Source organism: Stenotrophomonas sp. AC248, assembly GCF_979258185.1.
Genome location: NZ_OZ409840.1, coordinates 3,200,837 through 3,223,724 on the forward strand (window position 1 = coordinate 3,200,837; position 22,888 = coordinate 3,223,724).

At 67.2% G+C, this 22,888-nt stretch carries 14 protein-coding genes, 1 pseudogene and 1 riboswitch; of the genes and pseudogenes, 8 read left to right on the top strand and 7 right to left on the bottom strand.

Annotation, left to right across the window (positions count from 1 at the left end; all coding sequences use genetic code 11):
• Positions 1 to 48: 48 nt before the first annotated feature.
• The 4 genes from ACZ0AE_RS14605 to ACZ0AE_RS14620 all read left to right on the top strand — a co-directional run bounded on the left by ACZ0AE_RS14605 (position 49) and on the right by ACZ0AE_RS14620 (position 6,682).
• Positions 49 to 1,764 carry an ArnT family glycosyltransferase gene (locus ACZ0AE_RS14605; RefSeq protein WP_038686962.1) on the top strand — a complete coding sequence of 572 codons (1,716 nt, stop codon included), beginning with the start codon at positions 49 to 51 and terminating at the stop codon, positions 1,762 to 1,764.
• A gap of 111 nt (positions 1,765 to 1,875) precedes the next feature.
• Positions 1,876 to 2,649, top strand: a complete 774-nt coding sequence (locus ACZ0AE_RS14610) for a phosphatase PAP2 family protein (protein ID WP_463601449.1) — start codon at positions 1,876 to 1,878, stop codon at positions 2,647 to 2,649.
• Positions 2,646 to 4,298 (top strand): phosphoethanolamine transferase, encoded by a 1,653-nt coding sequence (locus tag ACZ0AE_RS14615; RefSeq protein WP_463601450.1) that lies wholly within the window; start codon positions 2,646 to 2,648, stop codon positions 4,296 to 4,298. Before ACZ0AE_RS14610 ends, ACZ0AE_RS14615 begins: the two co-directional genes overlap by 4 nt.
• A 386-nt stretch (positions 4,299 to 4,684) precedes the next feature.
• On the top strand, positions 4,685 to 6,682 hold the full coding sequence (locus ACZ0AE_RS14620) for a M2 family metallopeptidase (RefSeq protein WP_463601451.1): 1,998 nt from the start codon (positions 4,685 to 4,687) through the stop codon (positions 6,680 to 6,682).
• Between the two features lie 157 nt (positions 6,683 to 6,839).
• On the opposite strand, the gene ACZ0AE_RS14625 is transcribed toward ACZ0AE_RS14620, so the two are convergent.
• The 3 genes from ACZ0AE_RS14625 to ACZ0AE_RS14635 form a co-directional block, all read right to left on the bottom strand.
• The gene (locus ACZ0AE_RS14625) at positions 6,840 to 7,232 is read right to left on the bottom strand and encodes a hypothetical protein (RefSeq protein ID WP_447595104.1); all 393 of its coding nucleotides are present in this window, start codon (positions 7,230 to 7,232) and stop codon (positions 6,840 to 6,842) included.
• A gap of 79 nt (positions 7,233 to 7,311) precedes the next feature.
• On the bottom strand, positions 7,312 to 8,205 hold the full coding sequence (locus ACZ0AE_RS14630; protein ID WP_463601452.1) for a siderophore-interacting protein: 894 nt from the start codon (positions 8,203 to 8,205) through the stop codon (positions 7,312 to 7,314).
• Positions 8,206 to 8,370: 165 nt separating this feature from the next.
• Complete coding sequence (locus tag ACZ0AE_RS14635; RefSeq protein WP_448134178.1) at positions 8,371 to 9,594, bottom strand: multidrug effflux MFS transporter; 1,224 nt, start codon at positions 9,592 to 9,594, stop codon at positions 8,371 to 8,373.
• Positions 9,595 to 9,887: 293 nt separating this feature from the next.
• A riboswitch (glycine riboswitch) is annotated at positions 9,888 to 9,989 on the top strand.
• Positions 9,990 to 10,077: 88 nt separating this feature from the next.
• On the opposite strand from ACZ0AE_RS14635, the gene gcvP reads away from it, so the two are divergent.
• A complete protein-coding gene (gene gcvP / locus ACZ0AE_RS14640) occupies positions 10,078 to 12,957 on the top strand; it encodes an aminomethyl-transferring glycine dehydrogenase (RefSeq protein ID WP_447595109.1) in 2,880 nt (959 codons plus the stop codon).
• Positions 12,958 to 13,590: 633 nt separating this feature from the next.
• Here the strand turns inward: gcvP and ACZ0AE_RS14645 are convergent.
• Positions 13,591 to 14,973: an amino acid permease gene (locus tag ACZ0AE_RS14645; RefSeq protein WP_313245305.1), complete on the bottom strand. Its 1,383-nt coding sequence runs from the start codon at positions 14,971 to 14,973 to the stop codon at positions 13,591 to 13,593.
• Between the two features lie 81 nt (positions 14,974 to 15,054).
• Positions 15,055 to 15,762, bottom strand: a complete 708-nt coding sequence (locus ACZ0AE_RS14650; protein WP_038686947.1) for an AraC family transcriptional regulator — start codon at positions 15,760 to 15,762, stop codon at positions 15,055 to 15,057.
• Between the two features lie 175 nt (positions 15,763 to 15,937).
• On the opposite strand from ACZ0AE_RS14650, the gene ACZ0AE_RS14655 reads away from it, so the two are divergent.
• Together ACZ0AE_RS14655 and ACZ0AE_RS14660 are read left to right on the top strand one after the other, a co-directional pair.
• On the top strand, positions 15,938 to 18,022 hold the full coding sequence (locus tag ACZ0AE_RS14655) for a catalase (RefSeq protein ID WP_463601453.1): 2,085 nt from the start codon (positions 15,938 to 15,940) through the stop codon (positions 18,020 to 18,022).
• A gap of 29 nt (positions 18,023 to 18,051) precedes the next feature.
• Positions 18,052 to 18,297, top strand: a pseudogene (locus tag ACZ0AE_RS14660) (HupB); the annotation flags it as partial.
• Positions 18,298 to 18,378: 81 nt separating this feature from the next.
• Here ACZ0AE_RS14660 and ACZ0AE_RS14665 read toward each other — a convergent pair.
• On the bottom strand, positions 18,379 to 19,155 hold the full coding sequence (locus ACZ0AE_RS14665; protein ID WP_463601454.1) for a hypothetical protein: 777 nt from the start codon (positions 19,153 to 19,155) through the stop codon (positions 18,379 to 18,381).
• 217 nt (positions 19,156 to 19,372) lie between these two features.
• On the opposite strand from ACZ0AE_RS14665, the gene ACZ0AE_RS14670 reads away from it, so the two are divergent.
• Positions 19,373 to 20,607 (top strand): IS3 family transposase gene (locus ACZ0AE_RS14670; RefSeq protein WP_463601455.1). Its coding sequence is split into 2 segments (ribosomal slippage): positions 19,373 to 19,724 and positions 19,724 to 20,607, totalling 1,236 coding nucleotides; the frame shifts between segments, so codons are not numbered across the junction.
• A 101-nt stretch (positions 20,608 to 20,708) separates the two neighbouring features.
• Here the strand turns inward: ACZ0AE_RS14670 and ACZ0AE_RS14675 are convergent.
• Positions 20,709 to 22,832: a methyl-accepting chemotaxis protein gene (locus tag ACZ0AE_RS14675; RefSeq protein ID WP_038686943.1), complete on the bottom strand. Its 2,124-nt coding sequence runs from the start codon at positions 22,830 to 22,832 to the stop codon at positions 20,709 to 20,711.
• Between the last annotated feature and the right edge of the window lie 56 nt (positions 22,833 to 22,888).

The window sequence follows — 22,888 nt, forward strand, 5'->3', positions numbered from 1 at the left end:
TCCTACGCTGTCGGGGCGACAGTGATCGTTTTGCTGAAGGATCCTCGCATGTCCGACGCGTTGTTGCTGCGCAATCGCTGGCGGATTCTGGTCTGCGTGGGCATCGTGTTGGCCCTGCTGGCCGGCATGGGCCTGCGCCAACCCTCCCCGCCGGACGAACCCCGCTTCGTGCTGGCCGCCCGCGCGATGGTGGACAGCGGCAACTGGCTGCTGCCCCATCGCGGCGGCGAGCTGTACGCCGAGAAGCCGCCCGTGTTCATGTGGATGCAGGCGGCCAGCCACACGGTGTTCGGCGGCTGGGACCTGGCCTTCCTGGTGCCCTCGCTGTTGGCCGGCCTGCTGACCCTGTGGCTGACCTGGGACCTGGCACGACGGCTATGGAACCGGCGGGTGGCATGGTGGGCGGTGCTTGCCTTGTTCAGCTGCCTGCAGTTCGGCCTGATGGCCAAGCGCGCCCAGATCGACATGGTGCTGGTGGCGATGACCACGCTGGCGATGTGGGGCCTGCTGCGCCACCTGCTGGAGCGGCGCAACCTGGGCGCGCTCTGGCTGGCCGGGTTTGCCGCCGGGCTGGGCACAGTGACCAAGGGCGTGGGCTTTCTGCCGTTGCTGGTGCTGCTGCCGTGGGCGCTGTGGCGCTGGCGCAACCGCGATCAGGCGCGCCCTGTGGGTGCGGCAAGCGCACGCAGCCTGTGGTGGCTGCTGCCGGCCTTCCTGCTCGGTACCGCCGTATGGCTGGGGCCGCTGGGCATCGCGCTGTTGAACGATCCCGAGCCCAGCCTGCAGGCCTACGCGCGCGAACTGCTGTTCAAGCAGACCGGCACCCGCTATGCCAATGCCTGGCACCACGTGCAACCGGCTTGGTACTACCTGCAGGTGATGGTCACGTTGTGGCTGCCGGGCAGCCTGCTGCTGCCCGCGCTGCTGCCGGCCTGGTGGCGGCGGCTCAAGCGCCTGGACGGCCGCTACTGGCTGCTGCTGGGATGGTCGCTGCTTGTGCTGGTGTTCTTCAGTGCCAGCCCCGGCAAACGCGAGGTCTACATCTTCCCGATGCTGCCGCTGCTGTGCGTGGCTGCCGCGCCGTTGCTGCCGGGCCTGCTGCGCAAGGCCGGGGCGCGCTGGCTGCTGCTGGCCTATGTGGCCCTGCTTGCATTGGCCGCACTGTACATCGGCACGCAGTTGCTCAGTGGCAGTGCGTGGGCGCACGCGCAGCTGGCACGGCGCGAAATGCCCGACAGCCTGCTGCCCGTACTCGGCAGCTGGATGCTCGGCTTCGGGGTGGTGCTGGCCGCTCTGGTCGCGTCGCTGCGGCAACGACGCGCCGGGGCATTGGCTGTGCTTACCGCATTCCTTCTGTGGAATCTGTACGGCTGGGGCCTGATGCCCGCGCTGGACCCCTACAGTTCGGCATCGGCATTGATGCAGCGGGTTGGCCAGCGAATCGGTCCGCAGGCCGAGCTGGGCATGCTCGCCTGGCGTGAGCAGAACCTGTTGCAGGCCGATCGCAAGGTCACCGAGTTTGGCTTCAAGCGGCCGTGGGACGAACAATGGCAGGATGCCGGCCCGTGGCTCGCGCAGGCACCGCGGGCACGCTGGCTGCTGGTGCTGGACCAGGCCATGAGCCCGTGTGTGGACCGCTCGCAGGTGATCGATATCGGCAGCAGCAACCGCAACCGCTGGCAGCTGCTGCCCGGCACCGCGTGGCGCACCGATTGTCATTCGCATCTGCAAGGCGCGGCGGCTTCTGAAGACGAGCAGGACTGAACGAATGTCCCACGTGGCCCCGATTTAACCCGGGGCCAACACGGATCCGACCGCTTTCCGACAGCGCGCTGACGACCATGGCTGCGACCCCAACCCGCCGCCTCATCGCCCATGCCCTCAGCGCCCGCTGCAACCGTTGACCTTGTTCCGGTCGTCACCACGTCGAACCCGCGCTTCCTGCGCGGGCATTTGTGGCTGCCCCTGGTGGCGACCCTGGCCGCCAGCACGCTGCTGATGAGCTTCGGCGGGGACCAGTGGCTGGCTGACCAGTTCTATCGGCTGGAGGGCCATCACTGGGCACTGCAGAACGCCTGGGTCACCAGCCATCTGGTGCACAAGGCAGGCAAGTGGGCGAGTACGGCCGCCGCGCTGGTGGTGATCGTGCTGTGCACGCATGCCTGGCGCAGCGAGCGCGCTGCCGCGTGGCGCTGGCCGCTGCTGTACTTGGTGCTGGCGGTGGCGCTGGGTACCGGCCTGGTCTCGGCGCTCAAGTCGGTGACCAACATGGATTGCCCGTGGGATCTGGCCCGGTACGGCGGTGCGCGCGAGTACATCGGCCTGTTCGCTTCACGGCCACATGACATGGCTCGTGGCATCTGTTTTCCTGCCGGCCACTCAAGCGCGGGATACGCATGGGTCAGCCTGTACTTCTTCGCCCTGATGGTGCGTCCGGCGTGGCGCTGGCGTGGGCTGGTAGTCGGACTGGTGGCAGGTGGGGTGTTCGGCCTGGCCCAGCAGCTGCGTGGCGCGCATTTCCTGTCCCATGATCTGTGGACGCTGGCGACCTGCTGGCTGGTGTCGCTGCTGCTGTACCTGGCGGTGCAACCGCTGCTGAAACGATCGCGCGTGCCTCATAACGCATTGCCACAGGGAGAGCTGGCATGAGTGCGTCCGTACTCCGCACGGGACGGTTCACCGGGCTGGCACGCTGGCGCAGCTGGCGCCCACAGCTGTCGACCGAAGCGCTGATCGTACTGACCAGCGTGTTCTTCGCGCTGGCCTGCAATGGCCTGTTCTGGCACAGCGCCATGGCCACCCACCCGGGCAGCCTGCGCTTTGCCACCTCGCTGCTGCTGTTTCTGGTGGGCGCGCACTGCCTGCTGATGGGCCTGCTGGTGTGGCGGTGGAACGCCAAGGTAGTGATCGGGGTATTGCTGCTGTGCACCGCGATGGCCGCGCACTACATGGGCAGTTACCACATCTACCTGGATGCGGACATGCTGCGCAACGTGCTGGCCACCGACCACAAGGAAAGCCGTGAGCTGATGACCTCGGCGCTGATTGCGCCGCTGGTATTGCTGGCGCTGCTGCCGATGCTGGTGCTGTGGCGGGTACAGCTGGTCAAGCGCAGCTGGGGCAAGGCGCTGCTGTGGCGCGCCGGCTTCCTGCTGCTCTCGCTGCTGGTGGCACTGGGCGGGGCGATGCTGTCGTTCCAGGAAATGTCGGCGCTGATGCGCAATCAGCGCGAGGTGCGTTATCTGGCTACCCCGGGCAACGTCCTGCTGGGGCTGCCGAAAGCGCTGCGCGGCGACAATCCGATCCAGCGCGCCCCCAAGCTGCCGATCGGCACCGACGCCACGGCCACGCCGCGCGCCGCAGGCAGCCGGCCGCGGTTGCTGGTGATCGTGATGGGCGAAACCGCACGCGCGCAGAACTGGGGTCTGAACGGCTATGCCAGGCAGACCACACCGGAACTGGCGCAGGCTGGGGTGATCAACTTCCCGGACATGCATTCGTGCGGCACCAGCACCGAAGTATCGCTGCCGTGCCTGTTCTCGCCGTACGGTCGCCATGACTACGACGAGAAAAAGATCCGCGCGCACCAGTCGTTGCTGCACGTGCTGGACCGCACCGGCATCAGCACGTTGTGGCGTGACAACCAGTCCGGCTGCAAGGGGGTCTGCGAAGGGCTGCCGATGCAGGCACTGGACGATGCCAAGCACCCGCAGCTGTGCGCCAACGGACGCTGCATGGACGAGATCCTGATCGACGACCTGGCCGCGCAGGTACGCGCCAAACCCGGCGACCGGGTGGTGGTACTGCACCAGCTGGGCAACCACGGGCCGAGCTACTTCGAACGCTACCCGGCCCGCTTCCGCCACTTCACGCCCACCTGCGACACCGCCGACCTGGGCAAGTGCAGCCGCGAGCAGATCACCAACAGCTACGACAACGCACTGCTGTATACCGACCACCTGCTGTCGCGCACGATCGGCACCCTGAAAGGCATGGACGACTACGACACGGCGATGATCTACCTGTCCGACCACGGCGAATCACTCGGCGAGAAGGGCCTGTTCCTGCACGGCATGCCGTACGCGATTGCACCGCAGGAACAGACGCGGGTACCGATGACCATGTGGTTCTCCCCGTCCTTCGCCGCCAACCGCGGGCTCAACCTCGCCTGTGTGCGCCAGCGCGCGGGCAAGTACACCGACCACGACAACCTCTTCCCGTCCGTCCTGGGGCTGATGCAGGTCAAGACGGCCATCTACGAACGCGACCGCGATCTGTTTGCAGGGTGCGAGGCCTAGTTTCCTGCTGGCCACTCTCCCCTCTCCGGTTCTGCTTCGCCGGATAGCAAAGACACATGCAGCCAACGTCGGCCATGACCCAAGCGCAATGCTGGTCGTTGCCGTTGTAGTTGCACCTGCCGTTGCCGTTGCCATGCGCACCAGCCCTGTGTGGACGGGTCGGTACGGGTGGGTTGGCGGGACCGTTGGGCGCCATGGATGGCGCTCACGAGCCTACACGGACGTACTTGCGGCGTGTCCCGCCAACCCGCCCGTACCGACCCGCCAACAGCAGCAATGACGCCATGTTGTTGGCGCGCAAAGCGCGTGCGTGCTGCCCTGCCCCTTGCGGTGTGACGGACGCTTCACTAGCCTTCGCCGGTCTGTCACCACCCAAGGATGTCCCCGTGAACCACCGCCCGCTCCTGCTGGCCCTGGCTGTCAGTGCTGCCGCACTGACGCTGGCGGCCTGCCAGAAGGAAACGACCCCGGCCGATGCCCCCGCCGCGGCTGCTGCCACCCCGACCGAAACCGCGGACCAGTTCATCGCCCGCGTCAACGCCGAGTACAAGGCCATGTACCCGGAAATGACCTCGGCACAGTGGCTCTCCTCGACCTACATCAACGAGGATTCCGAGCGCGTGGCGGCCAAGGCCAACGAACGCTGGCTCACCGTCCTCAACGGCTGGATCACCCAGGCCGGCACCTATGACGGCAAGCCCATGAGCGAGGATACCAAGCGCCAGATCCACCTCCTCAAACTCATGACCTCCATGCCCGCCCCGCGCGACCCGGCCAAGCTCTCCGAGCTCACCCGCATCGCCAGCCGCATGGAAGGCGCCTACGGCTCGGGCAAGTACTGCACCGATGACGCCAACCCCGCCACCTGCCGCCAGCTTGGCGACCTCGAACAGGTCCTGGCCCGCAGCCGCGACTACGACAAACAGCTTGACGCCTGGCAGGGCTGGCACGCCACCACCAAACCCATGCGCGCCGACTACCAGCGCTTCGTCGGCCTGGTCAACGAAGGTGCCAAGGAAATGGGCTTCGCCGACGCCGGCCAGATGTGGCGCAGCGGCTACGACATGCCCCCCGAGCAGATCGGCCCGGAAACCGACCGCCTGTGGGAACAGGTCAAGCCCATGTACGAACAGCTCCACTGCTACGCCCGTACCAAGCTGGATGACACCTACGGCAAGGACAAGGCCGAAACCGAGGGTGGCCTGATCGCCGCCCACCTGCTCGGCAACATGTGGCAGCAGGACTGGTCCAACCTCTGGGACCAGCTGGAACCGTATCCCGGCGCCGGCAGCCTGGACATCACCGCCGCACTGGAAAAGCAGTACCAGACCAACCTCAGCGGCGCGCTGGCCAAGGCCGGCGGCAACAACGCCACCATCGAAGCGCAGTTCAAGGCGCAGCGCGAGGCCGAACTGCGTACCGCCAAGCAGATGACCGAACGTGCGCAGGACTTCTACGTCTCGCTCGGCATGCCCGCGCTGCCCAAGTCGTACTGGGACAAGACCCAGTTCATCAAGCCGCTGGACCGCGACGTGGTCTGCCACGCCAGCGCCTGGGACATGAACATGGACGGCGACGTGCGCACCAAAATGTGCATCAAGCCCACCGAAGAAAACTTCACCACCATCTACCACGAGCTGGGCCACATCTATTACGACCTGGCCTACAACCCGCTGCCGCCGCTGTTCCAGGGCGGTGCCAACGATGGCTTCCATGAAGCGATCGGCGACACCATCGTGCTGGCGATGACCCCGCAGTACCTCAACTCCATCGGCCTGGTCGACAAGCCGCAGGAAAGCCGCGAGGCCACCATCAACGCGCAGATGCGCATGGCTCTCAGCGGCGTGTCGTTCCTGCCGTTCGGCCTGATGATCGACCGCTGGCGCTGGGGCGTGTTCGATGGCTCCATCACCCCGGACCACTACAACCAGGCATGGTGGGACCTGAAGGCCAAGTACCAGGGCGTGGCACCGGTGGGTACGCGCGGTGAGGAGTTCTTCGATCCGGGCGCCAAGTACCACGTGCCGGGCAACACCCCGTACACCCGCTACTTCCTGGCGCGCATCCTGCAGTTCCAGTTCTACAAGGGCCTGTGCGATGCCTCCGGCTACAAGGGCCCGCTGCACCAGTGCAGCTTCTACGGCAACAAGGAAGCCGGGCAGAAGTTCTGGGCGATGCTGAGCAAGGGTGCCAGCCAGCCGTGGCAGGCCACGCTGCGCGAGATCACCGGCGGCGACAAGCTCGATGCCGGCCCGATGATCGAGTACTTCACCCCGGTCAACGACTGGCTCAAGCAGCAGAACCAGGGCCAGATGTGCGGCTGGAAGGCACCGGCGGCCACCGCCGCGGCCACCCCGGCCGCGACCGCACCGGCGGCACGCTGACCGTGCGCTGGGGCCGGCTACGGTCGGCTCCAACGCCCCATGAAAAAACCGGCCGAAAGGCCGGTTTTTTCATGTCTGTCGCGGGTGGCTTTTGCCGGATCTGATGACATCCGAACCGACTGCAGCCACGCATGGCGTGGCTCTGACCCCCCCGGCCTCAGGAGTGCGGCGGGGTCTTCAGGCTGGCGGCGAGTTCGGCCTTGAACTGCTCGAAATCCTTGCCGTCGGCCTTGGCCTCGGCATGCGCGGCGTCCTTCAGTGCATCCGAATACACCAGGCGCACCGGCGTGCCCTGGCGTTCGTGCAGTTCGGCGGCCTGCATGATCAGCGCCAGCACGCGGGCGGCACTGGGGGTCTGGCCGGCGATACGGCCGTCCATGCCCAGCACCCATTCGCCATCGCGACGCACCACGCCAGCCAACAGCGTGCGCTGCTGGTCGCGCAGTTCCGCATGCGGTTCGACCGGCGGGGCGGCGGCCTGCTCACGGTTGGCGGCCTGGGTTTCACGGCGCCGGCGGATGTCGCGGCGCAGTTTGGAGGTGGTCGACATCAAGAACGTCCGGACTGCATCAAAGCGCCAAGGATACCGCACGTGCCCCGCCAGGCCGGCCGCTGGCCACCGCCGCCCCTCAGTCCAGCACCTTGCCGTGGCGCCAGTACCCCATGAAGGTGATGGCCCGTTTGTCGATCCCGCAGTCCTTCACCAGGTGCCGGCGGATCGCCATCACCGCGCCGGCTTCACCGGCGACCCAGGCGTACAGCCCGCCGCCCGGCGCACTGGCCTGCTCCCACAGGATGTCCTGGTCGATGTCGATCTCGGCCAGGTCCTGCTCGGCCGCGCGCAGCCCCAACGGCCCGACCCGCGCCTGCACCGCCTGCTGCAGCAGCTGACCGTGCGCGGCGCCCTCGCGGGCCAGCCAGAACAGCTGCGCCCCCACCGGGGCCGCCAGCGGCAGCACGTCGGCGTCGTGGGCCACTTCCAGGAAGGCCTGCACCTGCGGCGGATGCGGCCAGCGGGCCAGGTCTTCCAGGATGCCGGCCACCGCCGGCAGCGCGGTCTCATCGGCCACCAGCAGCACCCGCTGCACGTCGGCCGGCGGCTTCCACTCGAATCCCTGGCTGCTGTCGGCCACCTGTGCATCCGGGGCCAGCAGGCCGATGCGGTCGCCGATGCGGGCATGGGTGGCCCAACGCGAGGCCGGGCCGGTCTCCCCGTGCAGGACGAAATCGACGTCGACCTCGCCGGCCTCCGGGCGCAACGCGCGGATGGTGTAGGTCCGCATCGGGGCGCGTTCGCCCTCAGGCAGGGCGCGGTAGCGCGCGTACCAGTCCTCGCCCTGCGGCACCTGCGGCGCGTCCTGGCCGGGCAACGGGAAGAACACCTTGATGCGCTGGTCCGGCCCCTCGGTCTTCATGTTGGCCACGTCGGGCGCGGCGAACACCATGCGGGTCAGCGACGGGGAAAGGACGGTGCGCTGCTTGAGCGCGACGTCGAACAGGCGGTAGGTCTGCTGTGCAGCCATGCAATCACCCTGGAGTGCGGCGGACACGGACGGCCCGCAGGGGAATGTGTTGGCTGTCGTGGTGCACGAACTGGCTGGCGAGCACACAGAATACGCCGCCACCGCACGTTGGCAATGGCGGCGGCACCACGGTTGCGCACGACGCAACCGTGGCGTGCGCGCGGCTTATTCGATGGGCGTCAACAGCGCGCGGCGCTGCTCGCAGTGGCGTTCCCAATACCAGAAACTGGCGCCCACGGCGAAGAAGCCCGCATAGCCCAGCGCAAGATGCAGCGGCTTGGCACTGAGCAGCGGCGAGACCACGCCGGCCACCACGGTGTTGATCATCAGCTGGATGAACATCTGCATCGACGACGCCAGCCCGCGCTGGTGCGGGTACATGTCCAGCACCGCCAACGCCAGGATCGGGAAGATCAGCGCCATGCCCACGCCCCCCAGGAAGATCGGCAGCACCGCCCACGGCAGCATGATCTGCGGCACGGCCAGCACGTAGCCCAGATTGAGCACCGCCGACACCGCGCACAGGCCGAAGCCGATGCCGATCTGGCGCTGCGCGGTCAGGCGCCCGGCCATGCGCCCGGACAGGAACGAGCCCATCGTCATGCCGCCGATGGTGGGGATGAACAGCCACGCAAAGCCGCCCTCGCCCAGCTTGAGGTGCTGCATGACAAACACCGGTGCCGAGGCGATGTACAGGAAGATGCCGGAGAAGTTGAACGCGCCGGCCGCCGCCAGCCGCAACAGGCGTGGGTTGGAGCCCATGCGCAGGTAGCTGCGCAGCAGTTCGCGCATCGACAACGGCGTGCGTGCCTCCACTGGGTGGGTTTCGGGCAGCCACTTGCCGGTGGCCAGCAGCAGCACCACCCCGAACAGCACCAGGAACCAGAAAATCAGCGGCCAGTCGCCCCCGCCCAGCAGGATCCAGCCGCCGATGATCGGCGCGATCGCCGGGGCCACGCCGAAGATCATCGACACCTGGCTCATCAGGCGCTGCGCGTCGGCCCCGTGGTACAGGTCGCGGATCACGGCGCGGCCGACGATCACCCCGACCCCGGCGGTGACGCCCTGCAGCGCGCGGAACACCAGCAGCGTGGTCATGTCACGTGACAGCGCGCAGCCGATCGAGGCGCCGATGAACAGCACCAGCCCGCCGATGATCACCCGCTTGCGCCCGAACGCATCGGACAGCGGGCCGTGCGCCAGGCTCATCAGGCCGTAGAACAGCAGGTACACGCTGATGGTCTGCTGCACCGCGACCTGGTCCACCTGCATGCGCTCCCCCAGCAGCAGGAAGGCCGGGAAAATGGTGTCGATCGAGAACGGACCGAACATCGCCAGGCCTGCGAGCAGCAGGGCCAGGCGGCGGGTCGAGGGCGAGGCGGGCGTCATGCGGTCTTCCGTCTGGGCCATGCGCGAATGCACGGCGGGCGCCAGCCCGGAACGGGCGGCGCCAGATGAATACGAGGATCCGGCCATGATAGGCCTTTGCCGGCCCCCGCACCATGCCAACGGTCCCATTCCGGGGCGTCTGGCGTCCCCCATTCATCCCGGGTAGGGCCGCAGCCGGCAAGGCCGCTGGGCTATAATCGCCGGGCTACATGGTGGGAGAAGCGGCGCTTTGTTTTGAAGCACCCGCTGCCGAAGGCGCAACGCCCGTAATCGCTCAGGCCCGATACCACCCGCATCAAAACTCTGGAGAGACCGGCCAGTGCCGGCGCCGAAGGGGCACGAAGCACGCAGATGCGCGCTTTTAAACTCTCAGGCAAAAGGACAGAGGGGCACCCAGGAAGACCGCAAGGTCCGGTGGTTCGCGCGCGTCTGCGATGCACCCCGACCCGGCAGCCTTCCGAACGTGCGTGCCCACTCTTCGAGATGCCAGCCATGTCCCAGAACACCCCTTCCCTGCGCGAGCTTGAACACAGCCACGCGTTCGTCGAACGCCACATTGGCCCCAACGACGCCGAAATCGCGCAGATGCTCGACGTGGTCGGCCACGCCTCGCTGGACGCGCTCACCGATGCGATCGTGCCCGCCGGGATCAAGTCGCCGGCGGCGCTGGCGTTGCCCGAGTCGCTGACCGAAGTGCAGGCGCTGGCCAAGATCCGCGCCATCGCCGACAAGAACCAGGTGTTCCGCACCTTCATCGGCCAGGGCTACTACGGCACGCTCACCCCGAACGTGATCCTGCGCAACGTGCTGGAAAACCCGGCGTGGTACACCGCCTACACCCCGTACCAGGCCGAGATCTCGCAGGGCCGCATGGAAGCGCTGATCAACTTCCAGACCCTGTGCGCCGACCTGACCGGCATGGAAATCGCCAACGCCTCGCTGCTGGACGAAGCCACCGCCGCGGCCGAAGCGATGACCCTGGCCAAGCGTTCGGCCAAGAGCAAGTCCGACACCTTCTTCGTGCACGACGCGGTGCACCCGCAGACGCTGGAACTGCTGCGCACGCGCGCCGAGCCGATGGGCATCGTGCTGCGCGTGGGCACCCCGGCAGAAGCCATGGAAGCCGAAGCCTACGGCGTGCTGCTGCAGTACCCGGACACCTTCGGCCATGTGGGTGACTACAAGGCGCTGGCCGATGCCGTGCACGCGCGCGGCGGCCTGGTTGCCGTGGCCACCGACCTGCTGGCGCTGACCCTGATCGCCGCGCCCGGCGAATGGGGCGCGGACATCGTGGTGGGCAACTCGCAGCGTTTCGGCGTGCCGTTCGGTTTCGGCGGCCCGCATGCCGCGTTCATGGCCTGCCGCGACGCCTACAAGCGCTCGATGCCGGGCCGCCTGATCGGCGTGTCGGTCGACGCCCAGGGCAACGCAGCCTACCGCCTCACCCTGCAGACCCGCGAGCAGCACATCCGCCGCGAGAAGGCCACCTCCAACATCTGCACCGCCCAAGTGCTGCTGGCGGTGATGGCCTCGATGTACGCGGTGTACCACGGCCCGGACGGCCTGACCCGGATCGCCCGCCGCACCCACCGCCTGGCCGCGATCCTGGCCAATGCGCTGCGCGCTGCCGGCGTCAACGTGGGCGAGCACTTCTTCGACACCCTGCACGTCAAGGACATCGACGCCAAGGCGATCCACGCCAAGGCCGCGGCGGCGCGCATCAACCTGCGCGCGATCGACAGCGAAGCGGTCGGCATCAGCCTGGATGAAACCACCACCCGCGACGACATCGTGGCCCTGGGCCAGCTGTTCGGCGCCAAGGTGGATGTGGATGCGCTGGACGCCAGCACCGCCGACGCGCTGCCGGCCGGCCTGGTGCGCACCAGCGCGTTCCTGACCCACCCGGTGTTCAACACCCACCACAGCGAGCACGAACTGCTGCGTTACCTGCGCTCGCTGGCGGACAAGGACCTGGCCATGGATCGCACCATGATCCCGCTGGGCAGCTGCACCATGAAGCTCAACGCCACCGCCGAGATGATTCCGGTGACCTGGCCGGAGTTCGCCAATATCCACCCGCTGGCCCCGGCCGACCAGGCCACCGGCTACAAGGAACTGATCGAGAGCCTGGAAGCGATGCTGGTGGAATGCACCGGCTACGACGCGGTGAGCCTGCAGCCCAACTCGGGCGCGCAGGGCGAGTACGCCGGCCTGCTGGCGATCCGCGCCTACCACCGCTCGCGCGGCGACGACCACCGTGACGTGTGCCTGATCCCGGATTCGGCGCACGGTACCAACCCGGCGTCGGCGCAGATGTGCGGCATGAAGGTGGTGGTGACCAAGACCGACGCCAACGGCAACGTCGACGTCGACGACATCCGCGTCAACGCAGAGAAGTACAGCGACCGCCTGGCCGCGATCATGATGACCTACCCGTCCACGCACGGCGTGTTCGAGGAAGAGGTGGTGGAGATCTGCGAGATCATCCACAAGCACGGCGGCCAGGTGTACACCGACGGTGCCAACATGAACGCCCTGGTGGGCGTGGCCAAGCCCGGCAAGTGGGGCTCGGACGTGTCGCACCTGAACCTGCACAAGACCTTCTGCATTCCGCACGGCGGCGGCGGCCCGGGCGTGGGCCCGTGCGCGGTCAAGTCGCACCTGGCGCCGTTCCTGCCGGGCAAGCTGGGTGACAACGGCCCGGTGGGCATGGTCAGCGCGGCCAGCTTCGGCAGCGCCTCGATCCTCCCGATCAGCTGGATGTACATCACGCTGATGGGCACCGCCGGCCTGCGCAAGGCCACCCAGGTGGCCCTGCTCAACGCCAACTACATCGCTACCCGCCTGGCCCCGCACTTCAAGACCCTGTACACCGGCCGCAACGGGCTGGTGGCACACGAGTGCATCCTGGACGTGCGCCCGCTGGAGAAGACCTCCGGCATCGCCGCCGAGGACGTGGCCAAGCGTCTGATCGATTTCGGCTTCCACGCCCCGACGCTGAGCTTCCCGGTCGCCGGCACGCTGATGGTGGAGCCGACCGAAAGCGAATCGCTGCACGAGCTGGACCGCTTCATCAACGCGATGATCCAGATCCGCGAGGAAATCGCCGCGATCGAAGACGGCCGCCTGGACCGCGAGGACAACCCGCTCAAGCACGCCCCGCACACCGCCACCGCAGTGTCGGCCAGCGAGTGGGCGCACGCCTACCCGCGTGAGCTGGCGGCCTTCCCGCTGGCCAGCCTGCGCCAGCAGAAGTACTGGCCGCCGGTGGCGCGCGTGGACAACGTGTACGGCGACAAGAACGTGATGTGTGCGTGCATCCCGGTGGATGCCTACAAGGAAGACGAGGGCGTGGAGGTCTAAGCCTCCCTGCCCTGCCGCAACAGGAAACGGCCCGCGCAAGCGGGCCGTTTCTGTTTGCGGGATGCCCCGTCGCACGTGATGCCGGTAACGCCGGTCCCTGACCGGCTGCCATTTCCCCCGGTAACGCCGCCCTCTGGCCGGCTGCCATTTACCCCGGTAGTGCCGGCCGCTGGCCGGCTGCCATTTACCCCGGTAGTGCCGGCCGCTGGCCGGCTCCCACGGATGCCGACCGGCATGGTGCAGAGCCGGCCAGCGGCCGGCACTACCGGGTTTCGATCGGTGAGGTGATGAGCCGGCCAGCGGCCGGCATTACCGGGTTTCGATCGGTGGTGTGGTGTGCCGGCCAGCGGCCGGCAGTAGCGTCAATCCGCCCTGCGGCTGGCGCGTACGCTGCGGGTGACTTCGCTGCTGATGGCGATCACCGCGGTCAGCGCGGCCATGCCGCGACAGGAAGCCCCGTCGCACGTGATGCCGGAAACGCCGGTCCCTGGCCGGCTGCCATTTCCCCCGCTACTGCCGGCCGCTGGCCGGCTCCCACGGATGCCGATCGGCATGGTGCAGAGCCGGCCAGCGGCCGGCATTACCGGGTTTCGATCGGTGGTGTGTTGTGCCGGCCAGCGGCCGGCAGTAGCGTCAATCCGCCCTGCGGCTGGCGCGTACGCGGCGGGTGACTTCGCTGCTGATGGCGATCACCGCGGTCAGCGCGGCCATCGACAGGAACTGCAGGCGGGTGTGCGACTCGGACAGCAGCAGGCCGAAGATCAGCGCCAGCACGCCCAGGCCGATTACGGTGAGGTACGGGTAACCGGCCATGCGGAACGGCAGGCGGGTGCCGTCGCGGTTGGCGCGGTGGCGCAGGATCAGCTGCGACAGCAGCGAGATTGTCCACACCAGCAGGCAGGTCGAGCCGACGATGTTGAGCAGCACCGGCAGCACCTTGTCCGGGAACAGCAGTTCCATCACCGTGGCCGCAAAGCCGAACAGCACGCTGGCCAGCACCGCGATGATCGGCACCTGGCGCGGGTCGGTCCAGCCCAGCACGGCCGGGGCCTCCTGGCGCTGGGCCAGCGAGTACATCATGCGCGAGGCGCCGTAGAGGTTGGCATTGAGCGCCGACAACAGCGCGATCACCGCAATCAGGGTGATCGCCGTGGCCGCGCCGGGAATGTTGGCCACCTGCAGCACCGCCGCGAAGGGCGACTTCAGCGCTTCGCTGGTCCACGGCACCACGGCGATGATCACGCTGAGCGAGCCGATGTAGAACACCAGGATGCGCCAGGCCACGGTGCGGATGGCGCGCGCGATGCTGCGCTCGGGGTCTTCGGTTTCGGCCGCGGCCACCGCCACGATCTCGGTGCCGCCAAAGGCGAACACCACCACCAGCAGCGCCGCGCCCACACCGGCCAGGCCCTTCGGCGCGAACCCGCCGTGCGCGGTGAAGTTGGACAGGCCCGGCGAGGCCACGTCCGGCAGCCAGCCCATCAACAGCGCCACGCCGATCAGGATGAAGGCGATGATCGCCACCACCTTGAGGATGGCGAACCAGAATTCGAACTCGCCGAAGTTCTTCACCCCGAGCAGGTTGATCGCGGTGAAGAACAGCATGAAGGCCAATGCGGCCATCGGCACCGGCACCGCCGGCCAGACCGTGGCCAGCAACCCGGCCGCGCCCACCGCTTCGGCGGCGATCACGATCACCAGCTGTACCCACCACAGCCAGCCCACGGTGGCCCCGGCGGTGGCACCCATGGCGTCGGCCGCGTACACCGAGAACGCGCCACTGGTCGGCTTGGCGGCTGCCATCTCGCCCAGGGCGTTCATCACGATGATCACCAGCGCGCCGGCGACCAGGTAGGACAGCAGCACCGCCGGCCCGGCCGCCTGCACGCCCACGCCCGAGCCCAGGAACAGGCCCGCGCCGATCGCGCTGCCCAGCCCCATCATGATCAGCTGGCGGGGCTTGAGCGCGTGGCCCAGGCGGGGAGCGGCTGGCGTCGGAGTCGGGGATGCGGGCATCGGAATCGCTTGGCGGGCAACAGGTGCAACACGATACCTGTTCGGCCGGGCTGCGGCATAGGCCACAGGGCCCAGTCCGGCCTAGCGGTCGCGCTCGCCGATCTGCGCGCGGTAGCCGCGCGGGGACACCCCCACCTCGGCCTTGAACTTGCGGGTGAACGCGCTCTGGTCGGTGAAGCCGCAGGCCTGGCCAATGCTGGCGATGCTGTCGCCGCCGTGCAGCAGGTGCACCGCCATCTGGATGCGCAGGCGGGTAAGCACCTGCTGCGGGGTCATCTGGAATACCTTGCGGAAGGTGCGCTCCAGCTTGGACAGCGAAAACCCGGTGATGTCCAACAGGGTCTGCATGCGCACGTTCTCGGCGTAATGCGCGTTCAGGTGCGCCAGCGCCAGCCGCAGCTGCTCGTACTGGGTGCCCAGGCTGTCCTTCTGGCCGAGGTCGCGCGAAATGCCGATCAGTCCCTTGACCTGCCCGTCCACCAGCAGCGGCCGCTTGCAGGTCAGGCACCAGCCCGGCTCGCGGTTGGCGAACAGGTGCAGCTCCATCAGGTTCTCGATCACCCGCCCGGCCAGCACCTGTTCGTCCTGGCTGGCGTAATCGGCCCCCAGCCCGGTGGGATAGATCTCCGCCGCGGTGCGCCCGATCACCTCCTTGCGCGACTTCAGGCCCAGCCGGCGCAGCATGGTCTGGTTGATGTGCGTATAGCGCCCGTCGCGGTCCTTCATGAAGAACAGCACGTCGGGGATCGCATCAAACAGGGCTTCGATGTCGGCAGGTTCTACGCGCATGCGGCAACAGGTGGCGGAAGATTCGGGCCAAGGATACCCGTCCGGCTGCGCGCCACCCAGCGCCAGGACGCGGCATGTGAAGCGCGGGTGGATGCGCGCCGGGCTTTTCGCACCCGCGATTAACGCCGGCCACGCCAGTGTGGGGGTTGCCTTCCCGCCAGCCCGGAGCCGCCACATGGCCGCCAGCAAGCCCCGCACCAAACCCGCCCCTCCTGCCGACAGCCGTGGCCAAGGGGACGAACTGCACCAGCACGCCGGTGGCACCCACCCGCCGCTGACCACCAACCAGGGCATTGCGGTTGCCGACAACCAGAACTCGCTGCGCGATACCCCGCGCGGGCCGACGTTGCTGGAAGACTTCATCCTGCGCGAGAAGATCACCCACTTCGACCATGAGCGCATCCCCGAGCGCATCGTGCATGCACGCGGCAGCGCGGCGCACGGCTATTTCGAGCTGACCCGTTCGCTGGAAGAATTCACCCGCGCGCGCGTGCTGACCGAAGTGGGCGTGCGTACCCCGGTGTTCACCCGCTTCTCCACCGTGGCCGGTGGCGCCGGTTCGGTGGATACCCCACGCGACGTCCGCGGCTTCGCGGTGAAGTTCTACACCCGCGAAGGCAACTGGGACCTGGTCGGCAACAACATCCCGGTCTTCTTCATCCAGGACGCGATCAAGTTCCCCGACCTGATCCACGCGGTAAAGATGGAACCGGACCGCGCCTTCCCGCAGGCAGCCAGTGCGCACGACACCTTCTGGGACTTCGTGTCGCTGATGCCCGAATCGATGCACATGATCATGTGGGCGATGAGCGACCGCACCATCCCGCGCTCGCTGCGCACCATCGAAGGCTTCGGCATCCACAGCTTCCGCCTGCTCAACGAAGCCGGCGAATCCACCTTCGTCAAATTCCACTGGCGCCCCAAGCTGGGCATCCAGTCCACGGTGTGGGACGAGGCGGTGAAACTGCAGAGCGCCGACAACGACTTCCATCGCCGTGACCTGTTCGAGGCGATCACCGCCGGCGACTTCCCCGAGTGGGAACTGGCCGTGCAGCTGTTTACCGAGGAAGACGCCGAGGCGTTCCCGTTCGATCATCTGGACTCGACCAAGATCATCCCCGAATCGCTGGTGCCGCTGACCGTGATCGGGCGCATGGTGCTGGACCGCTGGCCGGACAATTTCTTCGCCGAAACCGAACAGGTGGCTTACTGCCCGGCCAATGTGCCGCCGGGCATCGACTTCAGCAACGACCCGCTGCTGCAGGGCCGCTTGTTCTCCTACCTGGATACCCAGCTCAGCCGCCTGGGCGGGCCGAACTTCCACCAGATTCCGGTCAATGCGCCCAAGTGCCCGTTCGCCAACCACCAGCGCGACGGCCACATGCAGATGCAGGTGCCCAAGGGGCGCGTTGCCTACGACCCCAGTTCGCTGCAGGACGACACTCCGCGCGAAACCCCCGAGGGCTTCCCGAGCCATGCCACGGCGCCCGATGACGGGGTGAAGGGCCGCGTGCGCGCGGCCAGCTTCGCCGATCACTACAGCCAGGCGCGGATGTTCTTCCGCAGCCTGGAAGCGCCCGAACAGGCCCACCTGGCCTCGGCACTGGTGTTCGAGCTGTCGAAGGTGGAAACAGCGAAGGTGCGCGAGCGCACGGTGAGCCACCTGCGCAACATCGATGACGCGCTGGCCAAACGCGTGGCGGCGGGCCTGGCGATGCCTGCCCTGCCCGATCCCGCGCCGACCGCCACCCCGGCGCAGGATTTCCCGAAGGCGCCGGAAGTGCGCGTGATCGGCCGCACCAAGGACCTGCTCAAAGGCCGCTGCATCGGCATCCTGTTCGACGAAGGCTCCGACGCCGGATTGATCAGTAATCTGCGCAAAGCCGCCGACAAGGCCGGTGCCAGCGTGAAGCTGGTCGCGCCGAAGCTGGGCGGCGGCAAGCTGAGCGACGGCAAGACCCTGGCGGCCGATGGCCAGCTGGCCGGTACGCCGTCGGTGGTGTTCGACGCGGTTGCCGTGGTGCTCAGCAACGAGGCCGCCAAGCGCCTGCTCAAGGAATCGGCGGCCATCGATTTCGTCGCCAACGCGTGGGTCCACCTGAAGGCCATCGCGGCCGACGAGGGTGCGCAGGCGCTGCTCAAGGCGGCCCGCGTGGGCAACGATGCGGGCGTGGTGGAAGCCGAAGATGCGAAGGCTTTCCTCACTGCTGCGGCAACCCGCCAGTGGGCGCGTGAACCCAAGGTCCGCATGCTGGCCTGACCTCATCCACCGCGTACAGGAGATCTCCGATGCCCCGGGGTGACAAATCCACCTACACCGACAAGCAGAAGCGTCAAGCCGCGCACATCGAAGAAAGCGAGAAGGATCAGGGCCGCAGCGAAGCTGCGGCCGAACGGATCGCCTGGGCCACCGTCAACAAGCAGGATGGCGGTGGCCGGAAGGATGGCGCGGCGAAGAAGGCGGTGAAGAAAGCGACGGAAAAGACGAAATCTGCGCACACGGCCGCGGCGCGAACACCTGCAAAGAAAGCGGCGCGCTGAATCGACCAACGGATGCGGCAGCGTCGGACTGCCGCATCCCTACCGGAGCCGGGTCCTACGTAGCAGCGATACAGCTCAGCGTGGCTCGGCGGCTGGCGTGCGCGCAGGCGTGGCCTTCACCTGGCCCGGCAGCACCACCGACTGCATGCGTTTGATCGCCGAGATCGGCACCGCTTCGGCACGCTTCTGCTGCGGCCACCACAGGAACACGAACCCGGTGCTGCTGCCGAGCAGGCGCGCGGTACCGGGCAACGCGGCGGTATCGCCTGCCAGATGTACAGTGACCGCGCTGCCCTGCCCGCTTTCGCGGATGTTTTCGGCCTTATTCAAGGAGTAGAGGGCCGCCCCCAGCGCCATGAAGAACGCCACCGCCACGCATACACCCGTCAGTGGACGCATGCCCGACATGTCCCAACTGGTCAGCGCCGAACGAGAAAACAGCACCCGCCAGCCCCAGTGCCGCGCCCGCAGTGCGTCCACCCGGGCCGGATTGCGTCGGCGCAGCGTGTCCGGCCAACCGACCAGGATCGCCAGCAGGGCGCCACCCGCCAGGATCGCCGCGTACGCTGGATCGCGCAGGCCGGCGACCAGGAAATCGCTGACCTGCAGGTAGTCCAGGATCGACAGCTGGAAACCGCGGTAGAAAAAGTAACTGGACCACAGCCCCAGCAGCGACAGCAGCACATACCCGGCGCTGACGATCAACGCCGGCTCCTGCCGCAGCAGCCGCCACACCACCATCACCACCGAATCCTCGTTGCCCTGCACCACCGGCAGCACCGACCAGTCGGTGGGCGGCGCGATGCCCGCAGCAGGCACCGGGTCGGTGGTGAGGTGTGCAATGGCCGGCACATCGCCGTGGATGTCGCCTGAATAGATGAAACGTAAGTAATCCCAAGATCGAGCCAGGCGGGCGTGTGCGCCAAGGGCGTCACCACCAACGGTGGTGACCTACCGTGTTGGGGCGGAGCGCCAAAAAAGAAGGCCCTGCGCAAGCAGGGCCTTTTCATTGCCACTGACCCGTCCTGAATTGGGTTGACACCTTTTCCCACAGGAAGAGGAATGTTCAATGGATTCAACACTCAGGCGCAGCCAGCGGGATTACTCGTTGGCCTTCAAATTGTCGGTGGTCGACCAGGTCGAGCGCGGGGAACTGACCTACAAAAAGGCCCAGGAGCGATACGGGATCCAAGGAAGGAGCACTGTGCTTGGCTGGCTTCGCCGCCATGGTCGGCAGGATTGGTCCGGTGGTGCATCATCTGCCCCCATGACCACTTCACCCAAAAGCGGGGCGGCCAAGCCGCTGACGCCGGAACAACAGATCAAGGCCTTGCAGGTACAACTGCGGGAGGCCAACGAGAAAGCGCAGCTTTTCGAAGCCATCGTCGATGTCCTCAAAGAGGACTACGGGGTACGCATCGTAAAAAAGCCTTCCGGCAAGTCCTCACGCAAGGGCGCCTCCAAGGCGTAAGCGTGGCAAGGGCTTGCCGACATTTCGGCATTAGTCGGCAGGCGTACTACAAAGCCGGCCATCGCCAACAACAGCAGCTGGTCGAGGGCGCGCGGGCGATCGCCTTGGTGGGTGGCTATCGGGCCCGTCAGCCACGCATCGGCACCCGCAAGCTCCACGGTCTGATCAGGCCGGCACTGCAGGAATCGGGGATAGCGATGGGGCGGGACCGCCTGTTTGGTGTCCTTCGTGATGCCCGGCTCCTGGTGCCCATGCGGCGGGCATATCACAAGACAACCGACAGCCATCACCGCTTCCGACGGCACCCCAACCTGCTCAAAGCTGGCGAGGGGCGCGTGGTACCCACCGGCTGCGAGCAGGTGTGGGTCGCCGACATCACCTACCTGCCGACGCAAGGAAAATTCGTCTATCTGAGCCTGATTACGGATGCTTGGTCACGCAAGATCGTCGGCTGGAGTGTGCACGACACGCTGCAGACCGAGCAGGTTGCCCAGGCGTTGCAGATGGCGCTGAAAGGACGAAAAACGCGTCAACAACTGGTCCACCACTCCGATCGAGGTATCCAATACTGCTCGGATTACTACCAGAAGATCCACGCCGCGCACGGCGTAACCTGCTCGATGACCGACGGCTACGACTGCTACCAGAATGCGTTGGCAGAACGGGTAAATGGGATCTTGAAAGGCGAATTCCTGCTGCATCGCCATCGGGACCTGGCGCAGGCACGGCAGATGGTGGCCGAGTCGGTGGCGATCTATAACGCCGAGCGGCCGCACCTGTCCCTTAAAATGCAGACGCCCGATGCAGTGCATCGGGCGTCCTTGGCCGCCTGACGGCGGCCGATTCATCCGCCACAGGTGTCAACCTATGGCAGGACGGGTCACACCCCGGCGTCAACGCTGCCGGGCAGCGCGACGCGCGGGTGCACGGAAAACTACGCCGCGCGGCGGGCAGCCACAGTCCGGGTGCCCTGCTCCAGCTTGAACACCGCCACCGATTCACTCAGCGCGTGCGCCTGTTCTTCCAGCGCGCGGCTGGCCGCGGTGGCTTCTTCCACCAGCGCCGCGTTCTGCTGCGTCACCTGGTCCATCTGAACCACCACCTGGTTCACCTGCTCGATGCCGGCGGCCTGTTCCTTGGTGGCCGCGGCGATGTCGCTCATCAGCTGGTTGGTACGCGAGCTGGCCTGGGTGAGCCGGGCAATCGCTGCTTCGGATTCCACGGTCACGCTCAACCCGGTCTTGACCTTGTCGCTGGCCTCGCCGATCAGGTCCTTGATCTCCTTGGCCGCCGTACCGGCGCGCTGCGCGAGCGTGCGCACTTCGCTGGCAACCACCGCAAAACCACGCCCGTTCTCACCGGCACGCGCGGCCTCGACGGCAGCATTGAGCGCCAGGATGTTGGTCTGGAAGGCGATGCCGTCGATCACCGAGGAAATCTCGGAGATGCGCGCGGAGGATTTGTCGATCTCGCTCATCACCGTGGCCATCTGCGCGATCGCCTGCTCGGTGGCGCGCACGGCGACGCCGGACGCATGCGCCTCCTGGTCGGCCTGGCTGGCGAGTTCTGCGTTCTGGCGCACGGTCGAGGTCAGCTCTTCCATCGAGGCAGCCGCCTCTTCCAGGTTGGCAGCCTGCTGCTCGGTGCGGCGCGACAGGTCGTTGTGGCCGGCGGCCAGTTCCTGCGCGGCGTCGTTGATGCTGCCGGCGGCACCCTGGATCTGCTGCACGATACCGGTCAGCTGCGCCGCGGTGACGTTGGCATCGTCGCGCATCTGTGCGAACACGCCTTCGTAATGGCCTTCCATGCGCGAGGTGAGGTCACCGGTGGAAATGGCGCGCAGCACCTGCGACAGATCGGCGATGCTCGACTGCGAGCTGGCCATCATGCCGTTGAGGTTGGCCACCATGGCGCGGAACTGGAACTGGAACGCGGCCTCATCGCCACGCACCGAGAAGTCACCGGCGCGCGCGGCGCTGGCCAGCGTGTCGATCTGCTGGTTGATCGCCATCAGGCTGCTCTTGACCGTGGCCATGGTGCGGGTCAGCAGTGCCTTCTCGCCCGGGTAGCTGTCCAGGTCGCGGCTGAGGTCGCCGATGGCGTAGTCCTGCATCACATCGACCATGTGCGACTGCACGGCCACGTGCGAGCCCACCAGTTCGTTGGTGGCACGCAGCATGTGCCCGTAATCGCCCGGCAACGCGGCCGCGTCCATCCGGTAGCTGATCGCACCGGCTTCGTGCTGCTGCGCCATCTGCAGCTGCGCGGTGATGGCGGCCTGCACGTTCTGGCGCACGCTGCCCATGGCGTTGCCCAGCAGGGTGAGCTCGTCGCGGCCGCCCAGGCGGAAATCCTGGTCCAGCTCGCCACGGGCCATGCGGTCGGCCAGGCCCACCGCGCGGGCCAACGGCCCGGTCAGGCTGCGCCCGATCAGGATCGAGGCGGCAATGCCGACCAGCAGCGCGATGCCACCGAGCACCAGCAACTGCAGCAGGGTGCGCTCGCCCAGGCGGATCGCCTCGGCCGCGGCCTCGCGGCTTTCCTTTTCTTCATAGGCCACGCCATTGGCCAGCGCCTTGTTCCAGCCGTTGGCCGCGTCCTGCACCGGGCCCAGGGTCAGGGCGACCGCGCCGGGGAAATCGCCTTGCTCCATCAGCTCGCTGGTCTGCTTGTTGAGCGGACGTGCGGTGGCGCGCCTGGCCGCGATCTGCTCGCCGATCGCCTTGCCTTCGGCATCGGTGGGCAGCGCCTGGTAGGCGGTCCAGCTGGCCTCGTAGCGCTTGACCAGCGCGGCAATGCGCGCCTCGTCGGCCTCGCGCTCCTGCCCCTGGCGGATCAGCATTTCACGGCGCACCACCATCATCTGGTTGTTCGCATCGAGCATTTCCGACAGCAGCCGCACCTTGGCGACGCCAACTTCGACCACCTGCTGCATCGCGTGCTTCTGCACCGCGCTGCCGGTGGCGCCGGTGGCCACCACGGCCGCCACCAGCAACAACAACAGGCCAAAGCCCATACCAAGACGCCAGACGACTCTGACGTTACGCAAAAAATCCATGGGGACATCCAAGAACGTGGGGGGGTGAGGGGGTATCGGCCCCCCGTTGCGCGTTC

Bases quoted from the DNA above. Each gene is read 5' to 3' on its own strand.
- ACZ0AE_RS14605 (WP_038686962.1), top strand. From the start codon at position 49: ATGTCCGACGCGTTGTTGCTGCGCAATCGCTGGCGGATTCTGGTCTGC.
- ACZ0AE_RS14610 (WP_463601449.1), top strand. From the start codon at position 1,876: ATGCCCTCAGCGCCCGCTGCAACCGTTGACCTTGTTCCGGTCGTCACC.
- ACZ0AE_RS14615 (WP_463601450.1), top strand. From the start codon at position 2,646: ATGAGTGCGTCCGTACTCCGCACGGGACGGTTCACCGGGCTGGCACGC.
- ACZ0AE_RS14625 (WP_447595104.1), bottom strand. From the start codon at position 7,232: ATGTCGACCACCTCCAAACTGCGCCGCGACATCCGCCGGCGCCGTGAA.
- ACZ0AE_RS14630 (WP_463601452.1), bottom strand. From the start codon at position 8,205: ATGGCTGCACAGCAGACCTACCGCCTGTTCGACGTCGCGCTCAAGCAG.
- ACZ0AE_RS14635 (WP_448134178.1), bottom strand. From the start codon at position 9,594: ATGACGCCCGCCTCGCCCTCGACCCGCCGCCTGGCCCTGCTGCTCGCA.
- gcvP (WP_447595109.1), top strand. From the start codon at position 10,078: ATGCCAGCCATGTCCCAGAACACCCCTTCCCTGCGCGAGCTTGAACAC.
- ACZ0AE_RS14645 (WP_313245305.1), bottom strand. From the start codon at position 14,973: ATGCCCGCATCCCCGACTCCGACGCCAGCCGCTCCCCGCCTGGGCCAC.
- ACZ0AE_RS14650 (WP_038686947.1), bottom strand. From the start codon at position 15,762: ATGCGCGTAGAACCTGCCGACATCGAAGCCCTGTTTGATGCGATCCCC.
- ACZ0AE_RS14655 (WP_463601453.1), top strand. From the start codon at position 15,938: ATGGCCGCCAGCAAGCCCCGCACCAAACCCGCCCCTCCTGCCGACAGC.
- ACZ0AE_RS14675 (WP_038686943.1), bottom strand. From the start codon at position 22,832: ATGGATTTTTTGCGTAACGTCAGAGTCGTCTGGCGTCTTGGTATGGGC.